At 55.1% G+C, this 806-nt stretch carries 1 protein-coding gene; it reads right to left on the bottom strand.

Annotated elements, in window-relative coordinates:
* A partial coding sequence (locus NKI95_RS34320) for a LysR family transcriptional regulator (RefSeq protein ID WP_352722273.1) occupies positions 1 to 799 on the bottom strand: 799 nt, incomplete at its 3' end.
* Between the last annotated feature and the right edge of the window lie 7 nt (positions 800 to 806).

The raw sequence follows: 806 nt of genomic DNA, 5'->3' as shown, positions 1-806 counted from the left end.
CTAGGGGGCTCACCAACTTTTTCTGGGCAAAATCACCAAACTGCATCATGGGCAGGACAAGGCTCGGCACCACGGACACGCCTATATCGGCGGAAACGAGGCCCGCAACTGTGCCGATGTCCCGAGCCTCTGTGATGGTCCCGGTTTGGATTTCCGCAATTTGCAGAGCGCGATCCACCGAAATGCCAATGCTGCTCACGGGATCAAATGCGACGAAGTCTTCGCCAGCCAAGTCGTTCCAGGACACCATTTCCATGCCCGCGAACCTGTGAGATTTCGAGCAGATGCACACCAGAACATCCGCTGCTATCGGTTCGCAAACCAGCTGTTCGTTCGCCTTTGGAAAGGAAGTGATCCCAAAATCGACGTGTCCGTCGGACACATGTCGAACAACCTCGTTCGCGAAACCATCCTTTACCGACATTTTGACGTTGGGCCTGGTTTTCCTGAATTCGGAAATGACCGTTGGCAGCATAATTGACGCAACCGACGAAAGTGCAGCCAAGCTTACGATTCCGTCGAGTCCGTTTTGGTAGAGTTGGAACCGTGATAGCGCGCTGTCGAATTCCTCGAGAACACGGCGCGCGTTCATCAATAGCTGCTCGCCGGATGCCGTAAGGACGACCCTCCTTGTCGTGCGTTCGAAAAGGCGGGTGTCGAGTTCCTCCTCAATCTCCATTATCGTTCGGCTTAAGGCCGATTGCGCGATGTTCAAGGAGCGGGCCGCGGCGGTATACCCACCCAAATCCGCGATCGCGACAAACGCCCGCAAATGCCTGAGGGTGATATTGTTGCTCATTCGCGAT

Origin of the sequence: Mesorhizobium sp. M0306, assembly GCF_040321655.1 — a bacterium.
Classification (GTDB): Bacteria; Pseudomonadota; Alphaproteobacteria; order Rhizobiales; family Rhizobiaceae; genus Mesorhizobium.
The sequence above is the reverse complement of the archived record's forward strand: the minus strand, read 5'-3'. Positions and strand labels throughout refer to the sequence as shown.